Origin of the sequence: Demequina sp. (assembly GCF_016278775.1) — a bacterium.
GTDB lineage: Bacteria > Actinomycetota > Actinomycetes > Actinomycetales > Demequinaceae > Demequina.
Window position 1 is genome coordinate 1 of record NZ_JADQBF010000052.1, and the last position, 9689, is coordinate 9689.

Below are 9689 nucleotides of genomic sequence, written 5' to 3' on the forward strand. Positions count from 1 at the left end.
CTCTACAAGCCTCACGGGATCGCCGCCCTCCCGGCGCTCGGGCTGACGGGAGTGGCCGTGTGGGCGGTGGTGCGCTGGGCACGGCGAGCGCCCCAGGTCGAGTCGCTCATGGACGCCCTGCCTGCCAGGCGTGGACGCGTCATTGCTTGGGCGCTGGTGGTGCTCGTGTTCGCACCGTTCGTGGCACTCGCCCAAGTGGGGGAGGATGCCGTGCCGCTCGCGCGTCAGGCCGTAGCCCTCGCCCTCTACGGGGTGTTCGTGGGTCTCGCGTGGGCGAATCTCAGGAACGGGCGGGCCCCAAGGCTCACGATCATGCCCAGGAGCACCCGCTGGTGGGTCGCGCGCGCCAGCGTGGGTGTGGCGGTCGCACTTGCGGCCGTGGCGGTGCCGTTCACCGAGGCGGTGTCGATACTCGTGGTGTGGGGTGGTGGCGCCGTCGTGGCGCTCACCATGCTTGGCGTGGCGATCGTGGGCGCTATGCGCTCGCGGCCTGCGCCGCCAGCGCCCGCCGCACCTCGTCGAGACCCTCTCGCACAATCTTGAGTAGCACGGAAGGCGCGTCGGCGTTATCGGCAAGCCACCCCTCGATTGAATCGTCGAGTCCTTCCACCCTGCCGGCGGCCCACGTGGGGAACACGTAGCGGACCACGCGCGCGCCCACCCAACCCTCGTTGGCGGCGTAGTACTCGCGCAACTCGGCCAGAAACGTTGGCACCAGGAACGACAACTGTGCCGGGTCAGTGGCACGGGCCAAGCCCAACGCGATCTCGTACTGCACCGCGTTGGGGGCGGGGCCGTCGGCCGGGTGAACGAGGGCACCCCAGGCGGCGCTCTTGGCCTCTGGCGTGGCGATGACGGCACGGGTCCCCGCGGCCCGGCGGCGACCGACCGCTCCCGGGTCGCGCTCAAGGCGTGCCGCGACCTCGGCCTCACCCGCCACACCACAGGCCGCCATTCCTGCCAACAGGTCCCATGACAAGTCGGTGTCGATCTCCAACCCCTGAAGGGAGTCGGAGCCGTCGAGCAGCGCGCCAAGACGCGCGGCCTGGTCGGCGGTCGACGCGACGCGCGCGTAGGCCTTGAGGGCCTGAAGCTGGACGTCGCTCCCCGGCGCTGCGGCATCCGCTGTCGCCCACAGGCTTTCCGCGGCGGATCGTGACACTGCGGGGACTTGCGACGGTGGGACGTAGCGCGTGAGGGCCACCACCATGGTGCGCGTGTGGGACTCGGCCGCCTCGGAGTTGGCGAGCCCAGGCAGTGCGGTCAACACGGCGTCTATGTAGCGCTGAGCCGGCAGTGCGGCGTCGCGGCACATGTGCCACAGCGCGTCCAGCACCGATGCCTGGGCCATGGCGTGTCCCAGGTCGCCCAGGTGCGCCGCGATCGTGGCGAGCGAGACGTCGTCCAGGTGAGCCTTCGCATACGTGCGGTCGACGTCGTTCACCAGCAGCAGGTCTGGGCGAGGCTTGCCCACGACGGCGGGAACGTCAGACACGGCCCCGTCGAGGGGAGCCACCACGCTCCACGTGCGCTCGAAACGGCCTAGATGGTGCGTGTAGCCCGCGATCGTGACCCTGTGCGGACGTTGCACCGGGTAAGCGGCGGGAACGTCCTCGGCGACGGCAAAGGACGTGATGACCCCAGCGTCGTCCGTGGCGATGACGGGCCGCAGGGTGGTGACGCCGGGAGTCTCGAGCCACGCGGCTGCCCACGCGTCGAGCGGACGGCCGGCTGCGGCCTCGACCTCGGACAGAAACTCGGACAGGGTGGCGTTTCCGAAGGCGTGGCGCTTGAGGTAGGCCGCGACGCCCTGGAAGAAGGCGTCCTCACCCACGTGCGCGGCGAGCTGCTTGAGCGCGGAGGCGCCCTTGGCGTACGTGATCATGTCGAAGGCGCTGACGGTGGCCTCAATGTCGGCAACCTCGGTGACGATCGCGTGCGTGGTCGGCCACTGATCCTGAATGTAGGCGACCGACTTGCGGCTGGCGCCGAACGTCACCCAGGCGTCCTTCCACTGCGTGACCTGCTCGGTGGCCCACGTGCCCACAAACTCCGCGAACGACTCGTTGAGCCACAGGTCGTCCCACCAGCGCATCGTCACGAGGTTGCCGAACCACATGTGGCTCAGTTCGTGAAGCACGATGTTGAGGCGGCGCTCGCGCTCCGCGTCTGACGGGCGCGAACGGAACAGCAATTGGTCCTCAGAGAACGTCACGCAGCCCACGTTCTCCATGGCGCCCAGGTTGTACTCGGGCACGAACACCTGGTCGTACTTCTCGTAGGGATACTCGGTGTCAAACACCTTCTCGTACAGCGTCATCCCAGCCTGGACGGTGCCGATCATCTCTTCTGCGTCCAGGTGCGAGGCCAGGTTCTTGCGGCCGTACACGCGCGCCTTGAGGGGGCCCTTGCGGCTGCGAAGGCTTCCCTCGGCCCACGCGTAGGGTCCGGCCACGACGGCCGCCACGTAGGTGGGTAGCGGCACGGTGGGGGCAAAGGCCCACCGGTTTACCGTGCCGTCGCCGACGCTGGTGGAGGCCATGGCTTCCAGGGTCGGCTCGGGCGTGGGGGAGTTGGACACGACCACCCAGTGAGCAGGGGCGAGTACCTCAATCGCGAAGGTGGCCTTGATATCGGGCTGGTCGAAGCAAGGGAAAGCCGCGCGGGCGTCGGCCGCGGCAAACTGGCTGTACAGGTAAATCTCACCGTCCTCGGGGTCCACAAAGCGGTGGATGCCCTGGCCGTCTGTGCGGTACGCGAACTCGGCCTCGATGATCACGGTGTTGTGGGCGGCAAGGTCGCTGAGCTCGATGCGGCCATCGGTGGCGGCGCTCGCGGGGTCCAGTGAGGCGCCATTGAGGTCGATCCTGGCGATGGTGGCCCCGATGCAGTCGAGAAACGTGCTCGCGCCCTCCGGGGCCCCGAACCTGACCGTGGTGGTGGTACGGAACGTGTCTCCCGGCCCGGTGAAGTCCCACATGATGTCGTAGGCGGCCGACGGGATCAGCGCGGCCCGGTCGGCCGCTTCGCTCTTGGTGAGGTTGGTACCTGGCATGGTTCAGAGTCTTGCACGCGGCAGAGGCCACTGGCGCGTGTCTTTCGTCTCGCTATGATCTAGGCCCGGGACTACCGAGGGGGACTCTTATGGCAGTGGATGACGCCGCTCACGCGGCAGCGAGCGACCACGGCACCATGCACCGCATCGCGACGTCGAGGATCATGGGGCTCGCCCCGACAGTCGTGATAGTGGGAGTCACGATCGTGGGCATCGTGGCGGGCATTGGCGGCTGGGCCTTCTGGTCGTGGCCAGGGTCGAGCAACATGTGGGCAACGATCGGCCTGTTCGCCGGGATGGTGGCGGGGGTCGTCCTTGGCGTCAGGGTTGGCGGCTGGATCAAGCGGGCGCACGCCCGCGACTTCCAGGAGGTGACCCGCTGGGCGAACGGTGAGGGCCTCACGCTCTCGACAAGCCGCCGGATAACGTCGACGGCGCGCATCGAGCCCTTTTCTCACGCTGGTACACACACGGCGGGAGCGACGTGGGCGGGCCGGTATCGGGGACAGCAGGTAGAGATCTTCTACTACGTGGTGGATACCGGCACGGCGCGCCATCCTGAGAAGCGGGCATACACCGTGGTGTCGGCCAGATCGAACGCGTCACCCAGCGTCGTCGAGGCGCTGCCGCAACGTGGAGCCCACGCCGCCGCCGCTCGCGTAGGGGCGAGGGACGTGGACGTCGAATCGGCGGCATTCAATCGGAGCTGGCGAGTGCGTGCCGACGATGAGCGACTTGCCCACGAACTCCTGACCCCACGCGTGATTGCGCGGTTGGTCGACGCGGCTGAGATCTCAGTGCCTGTGGCGTGGGACGGGCCTGCGGTCATGTGCGTCACTCCCGGAATCGTCAAGGACACGGACACCCTCGAACAGCGGCTCGCCCTCGTGGCGGATTTGGCGACTTTGGTGCCGGGATACCTTCGTACTGACGGCGCCGCCACAGGCGACGACGCGGCGGCCGTGGAAGCGGCCAACGCCCCGTCTCGCGTGCGAAAGAAGCGCAGCAACCTCGAACTGGTGGTTCTGCTCGCGGGACTGGCAGCGCTGTGGGGCGGTGCGTGGGCGTGGGGACGTATTGGGCCGGGACTCGGCGTTCCGCTCCTCATCGTCGGGTTCGTCATTGCATTTCGCACCTCACGGGTGGTGGCATTCCTCGAGCGGCTGCGACGCCGAGGCTAGGCCGCGGCATTCCCGGCGGCGCCAGCCGGTCGCGGTACCAGGCGCCTACTCGACGACGTCCTCCCAGGCTGCCCCTGCGTCGGCCGCTTGAGCCTTGAGGGCCCTGCGCACGCTGTCCCTGCCCTCGATCACGAGGCGCTTGAGGGCGTCGTGAGCGTCGGCGTTTTGGGCGAGCCACGCGTCGGCCTTGTCCTGAAGGTCAGGCACGCGGCCGGCCTGCTGCACGGGGTAGAGACCCTCGATCAGGTTGGACGCCATCTCGTTGGTCTTGTCCTTGTAGATGCGGCGCAGCATCGCGAAGTACTCGTCGACGTAGGGCTCGAGGATGGCCACGTCATGCACGTGGTTGAAGCCGGCGGTGGTCTCCGACTGCAGGGCGTTGGGCAGGTCCTCGCCCGCTGGTGCGTTGATGAGCGCGTCCCACGCGGCGCGCTTGAACTCGGCGCCGGGAAGCGCCGCACGGGCATGCGCGGCGCGACGCTCGCCGGATGCGGTGGCGTCCTTGGTGAGTTGCAGTTCGATGGCCACCTCGCCCGCGCGGTCGCCAGCCACCAGGGAAATCAACAGGTCCCAGGCCAGGTCGGCGTCCACGGTGAGTCCGTCGAAGTGGAGCTTGTCATCCACGAGCGCCTGGACGTTGTCCAGTTGCGGGTCCGTGGACGCGAAGGATGCGAAGGCCCTCACCAGCTGAAGTTGGCCGTCGCTGCCAGGGTCCGCCTCGAGCGCGAGGTGCCACAAGGCGTCGGCTACGTTCTCCGTGGCGGTGTCGGCCGCGCTGGGGGTGGTGAACAGGCTCAGCGCTGTCGCAAGCTGACGCAACAGCACCAGTACGGTGGTGGACTCGGTCTCGGCGCCCAAGTTGTTGAGCACCAGCTCGATGAACTGCCGTGCCGGCATCTCGCCGTCGCGCGTCATGTCCCACGCGGCGCTCAGCACCATGGAGCGGGCAAGGGGGCTCAGCTCGCTGAGGCGCTCCACCGCGGTGGCCAGGGAGTTCTCGTCGAGCCGCACCTTGGCGTAGGCGAGGTCGTCGTCGTTCACGAGGATCAACGCGGGCAGTTTCTTACCCACCAGCGCCGGCACCTCCGTCAGTTCGCCGTCGATGTCGAGCTCGATCGCCTCGGTGCGGGCCAGCAGGGCGTTCACCTCGTCGTAGGCGCCGATGACCAGGCGGTGCGGACGCAGCGTCGGCCATTCGTCGGGAGCCTCTTGGGCGACGGCAAAGCGAGTGATGACACCGTCGTCGTCCGTTTCAATGACGGGGCGCAGCGTGGTGACGCCTGCCTTCTGGAGCCAGACGTCCGACCAGGAGGCCAGGTCACGGCCAGAAGCCTTCTCGAGTTCCACGAGCAGGTCATTGAGGGTGGCGTTGGCGTGGTGGTGCTTGCGCATGTACTCGGCGACGCCTGCGAAGAACTCGTCTTCTCCCACCCAATAGACGAGCTGCTTGAGCACGGAAGCGCCCTTGGCGTAGGTGATGCCATCAAAGTTGACCTCGACGTCTTCGAGGTCGCGGATCTCGGCCATGATCGGGTGGGTCGACGGGAGCTGGTCTTGGCGGTACGCCCAGGACTTCTCGAGCGAATTGAAGGTCACCCAGTTGTTTTCCCACTTGGTGGTCTTGACGGTGGCGAGGGTCGAGGTGAATTCCGCGAAGGACTCGTTGAGCCACAGGTCGTTCCACCACTTCATGGTGACCAGGTCGCCAAACCACATGTGTGCGAGCTCGTGAAGCACGGTGACCGTGCGGCGCTCCACGCGGGCCTGCGCTGGCTTGGAACGGAACACGTACTCCTCGAGGAACGTCACGCAACCGGCATTCTCCATGGCGCCGGCGTTGAACTCCGGCACAAAGATCTGGTCGTACTTCTCGAAGGGGTAATCCATCCCGAACTTGTCTTCGTAGAAGGTGAAGCCCTTCTGCGTGTCGTCCAGGATGACGTCGGCGTCCAAGTAGGGCGCGAGGGCCTTGCGGCAATACACGTTGGCGCTGAGGGTGCCCTTGCGGCTCACGACGCTGCCCTCGACCTCGTGGTACGGGCCAGCGACGATCGCGGTCACGTAGCAGGGGAGGCGGGTGGTGGGGGAGAAGTCCCAGCGTGCAACGCCGCGCTCGGTGCCGCCGATGGTGATGGTGCCGCCGACCGCTGTTTTGGTCGAGGGCGAGTTGGAGAGCACGTGCCAGTGCTCTGGCGCGGTGACGGTGAACGTGAACTCTGCCTTGAGGTCCGGCTGCTCGAACACGGCGTAGACGCGGCGGGTGTCGGCCACCTCAAACTGGCTGTAGAGGTAGACCTCGCCATCCTCGGGGTCGATGAAGCGGTGCAGGCCCTCGCCGGTGTTCATGTAGGCGCCGTCCGCCACGACCGTGAGCGTGTTGTGCTCAGCGAGGTCGGGCAGGCTGATGCGGCTGTCCTCGAAGTGAGTCGCGGGGTCCAGCTGCTTCCCGTTGAGGGTGATGCTGTGGACCTTCGGCGCGATCAGATCGATGAACGTGCTTTCGCCCCTTTTCGCCGCGAAGGTGACGATGGACGTGGATCGAAACGTCTCCTCAGAGGTAGTGAGGTCGAGTTCGATGGCGTACGTCTCTGTAGAGACGATGGCGGCGCGGGCTTCCGCTTCTGCGCGCGTGAGGTTTGTTCCTGGCATGTAGGCGATTCTGTCACGTGGGGGTGATAGGTGACGTCCCCAAGACTGTTACCCGCCGCGCGCGTCAACCCGCCTTGCTGGCAGCCTCACTCAACAGTTGCTCCGCCACCGAGTCGCGCGGCACGGGCATCTCCGCACTCCACTCACCGGCGCCGACGGTCGCGACCGTCACGTCGGGATAGAGCGGGTGGCGCGCCATGTCGAGGCGCTCGGGAGCCCCGAACGGGATCACCAGTTGCGCCGTCGAGTAGATCGCGCCGCGGCCCCGCACCAGCCAGGAGTGACGCCCAAAGACCTCCAGCGCGTCCTCGTCGGCCGCGAAAAGCGCGCCGTGAAGCGTCATCGGCGACAAGGCGTGCTTCAGGCGCTCCATCGAACCCTGCGCGCCAGCGGGATCGGGAGCGACTCGCCTGCGCCCGTGTGCCGCCCACGCAGACAGGCGCGGGTTGGCGCTGTGGGCCTCAAGGAAGGCGCTCGCCAGGAACGTGTCGACGCGCCCTGGGCCCCGTATCACTGCGGGCCGAGCAAGCGGACCGCCCGCAGCCAGGAGTGCTTGGCCGACGCGGCTGGCGGGCTTCACGCAGGCGGTCTCCCTGAGAGCGCTGACGAACATGGCCACCACATCAGCAGCAGATCCGTTGTACGACACGACGATGGGGGTTCCCTCCGCCGTCGAGACGGTCAGACGGCCATCCAACAGGTTGAGCATGTTGCGGATGGCGACGATGTCGGCGCACTGAATGGTGACAACGTCGTAGCCTTCGCCACTGTCGGAACTCTTCGCGCCGCTCTCTTGTCGCGACGGCCTGCCCTTGCGTCGACTAAGCACCGTCAGGCGCTCTTGTCCCAGCAGAATCAGGTGGTCGTACAAGTCCATGTCTGGGTTCGCGTTCCGGCGCGTGATGTTGCGTGGCACCTTGAGCACCAGCCGCTCGGCGCTGAAGTCGAGCGGAAAACTCCGATACAGGGGCGGTACGTCTTCCGGTTCCGTGACCTCGTCGATCCAGGGTCCAAAGCGGTCGTACTCGCTGACTCCCTTGAAGGCGTTTCTCATGACAACTCCCGTTCGCGGTGGGGGGAGGGCGCGTGGGTGAAGAACCCGCGCTTGGGCAAGCCGTTGATGCGGCGAGTGGCCGGCACCAGAAGGTGGGGGGAGAGCGTCAAGGCGCGAGAGGGCTCCCGCAGGACATCGTGCTCCTCGTCGCTGAGGGGCTCAGGCAATACGCCCTCATAGTTCACGCTTTCCACCTTACGCGCGAAGCGTCTGGCGTGCCCGGGGAGCCGGGGTGGTCAGCGGGACTTGCGGGCCGCCTCGCTCAGCAGTTGCGCCGCCACGGAGTCGCGCGGCACCGCGATCTCTTCCCTCCACTGACCGGCGCCGATGGTCGCCACGGCGGCGTCCGGATAGAGCGGGTGGGGCGACAGAGCGAGGTGATCGGGGGCGCCGAACGGGATCACCACGTGCGACAAGGAGTAGATCGCGTCGCGGCCACGCACCAGCCAGGAATGCCGCCCGTAGAGCTCGAGCGCGTGTCCGTCGGCCGCGATGAGGCAGCCGTGCAGCGTCATCGGCGAGAACGCGTGCTTGGCGCGCTGCACGATCCCTGCCAGGCCGGGGGCGTCGGGGGTCAGCGGCCTGTGTCCGTGTGCCGCCCACACCGCGAGGCGGGGGTCGGCGTCCTGGGCGACAAGCCAGGCGCTCACCAGGAAAGTGTCGATGGGCCCCGGCGTCGGCGTCGGCCCGGTCCCCGGCGTCGGCCGTGACACCGTCGTCGTCCCCGGCTCCAGCGTCGGCCGTGCGAAGCGCCCGCCCACCTCGAGCAATGCCACGCCGACGGGGCTTGCTGGCGTGGCGCACGGGACCTCCTTGAGCGCGCTCACCAGCCTGCCCACCGTGCCAGCCGCCGACCCGTTGTAGGGGACAGTGATCGAGGCTCCCGCGGACGTCGCGACCGTGAGGCGCCCGTCCAGAAGGTTGACGGCGTTGCGAATGGCGACCACGTCGGCCAGCTGAATGGTGAGGACGTCGTAGCCCTTGCCGCTGTCTGCGGCGCCCGGCTGTGGGGGCCCGCCCGTGCGTCGGCTGAGCACGGTGAGCTGGTCCTGCCCCAGCACCAGCAGGTGGTCGTAGAGGTCCATGTCAGGGTTGGCGTTCCTGCGCGAGATGTTGCGGGGCACCTTGAGCACCAGACGCGCGGCGCTGAGGTCGATGCCGTGGCGGCGATACAGGCGCGGCACGTCGTCGGGCTCCTTGACCTCGTCAATCCACGGCCCAAAGCGGTCGTACTCGGTGATTCCAGTGGTGGCTGATCTCATGGCTGCGTCCGTTCGGGGGTGGGTGGAACGTGGTCGCCCTCTGCGATCCGCGTGAGGACGGCGGTGGCCATGCGTAGGTCCACGCCGTCGAGATGGCTGAAGATGCGGCGGCGCACGCTCTCGACTTGCGCCGGCTGGGCCAGAGCGAGACGCTCCCGCCCGGTGGCGGTGAGCGCGACGTCTCGCCCGCGACCGTCGCTAGCGGTGGGGGTGCGCACCAGGAGACCCTTGTCCTCCAGCAGAGTGACAACCCTGGTCACTGCGGGTAGCGACAAAGCGGTGGCGTCCGCCAGATCGCCGATGCGCAGTCGCTCTCGCGGGGCTTCCGAGACGTACATCATGGTGAAGTACTCGCTCATGGAGAGGCCGTGTTCGCGGCCGAGGTCGGACACGAAGGTCCGCGGAAGGAACACCAGTGCGCGCGCGAGGGCCCGCAGAAATTCTTGCTCCTCCGAGGTGAGCGGAGGTGGGGGTGGGGGGGATGTTGG

The 9689-nt window shown here is 67.7% G+C and carries 8 protein-coding genes; 2 read left to right on the forward strand and 6 right to left on the reverse strand.

The features are described 5' to 3' along the window. Window positions 1-543 (forward strand): hypothetical protein (locus QZZ33_RS06880; protein WP_291379031.1); only part of this gene is annotated, 543 nt, incomplete at its 5' end. On the opposite strand, the gene pepN (QZZ33_RS06885) is transcribed toward QZZ33_RS06880, so the two are convergent. Next, the gene (gene pepN / locus QZZ33_RS06885; RefSeq protein WP_291379032.1) at window positions 476-3055 is read right to left on the reverse strand and encodes an aminopeptidase N; all 2580 of its coding nucleotides are present in this window, start codon (window positions 3053-3055) and stop codon (window positions 476-478) included. The genes QZZ33_RS06880 and pepN (QZZ33_RS06885) overlap by 68 nt on opposite strands. Before the next feature lie 89 nt (window positions 3056-3144). Between pepN (QZZ33_RS06885) and QZZ33_RS06890 the strand changes: the two genes are divergently transcribed. Beyond that, the gene (locus QZZ33_RS06890; RefSeq protein ID WP_291379033.1) at window positions 3145-4236 is read left to right on the forward strand and encodes a DUF3137 domain-containing protein; all 1092 of its coding nucleotides are present in this window, start codon (window positions 3145-3147) and stop codon (window positions 4234-4236) included. Window positions 4237-4281: 45 nt separating this feature from the next. On the opposite strand, the gene pepN (QZZ33_RS06895) is transcribed toward QZZ33_RS06890, so the two are convergent. From pepN (QZZ33_RS06895) to QZZ33_RS06915, 5 genes are all read right to left on the reverse strand, one after another. Further along, window positions 4282-6885 carry an aminopeptidase N gene (pepN, locus tag QZZ33_RS06895; RefSeq protein WP_291379034.1) on the reverse strand — a complete coding sequence of 868 codons (2604 nt, stop codon included), beginning with the start codon at window positions 6883-6885 and terminating at the stop codon, window positions 4282-4284. 64 nt (window positions 6886-6949) lie between these two features. Then, window positions 6950-7939: a hypothetical protein gene (locus QZZ33_RS06900; protein ID WP_291379035.1), complete on the reverse strand. Its 990-nt coding sequence runs from the start codon at window positions 7937-7939 to the stop codon at window positions 6950-6952. Then, a complete protein-coding gene (locus QZZ33_RS06905) occupies window positions 7936-8124 on the reverse strand; it encodes a hypothetical protein (protein ID WP_291379036.1) in 189 nt (62 codons plus the stop codon). Before QZZ33_RS06905 ends, QZZ33_RS06900 begins: the two co-directional genes overlap by 4 nt. A 51-nt stretch (window positions 8125-8175) precedes the next feature. Continuing rightward, window positions 8176-9201 (reverse strand): hypothetical protein, encoded by a 1026-nt coding sequence (locus QZZ33_RS06910; RefSeq protein ID WP_291379037.1) that lies wholly within the window; start codon window positions 9199-9201, stop codon window positions 8176-8178. Then, window positions 9198-9689 (reverse strand): MarR family transcriptional regulator (locus QZZ33_RS06915; RefSeq protein ID WP_291379038.1); only part of this gene is annotated, 492 nt, incomplete at its 5' end. The genes QZZ33_RS06910 and QZZ33_RS06915, both read right to left, overlap by 4 nt.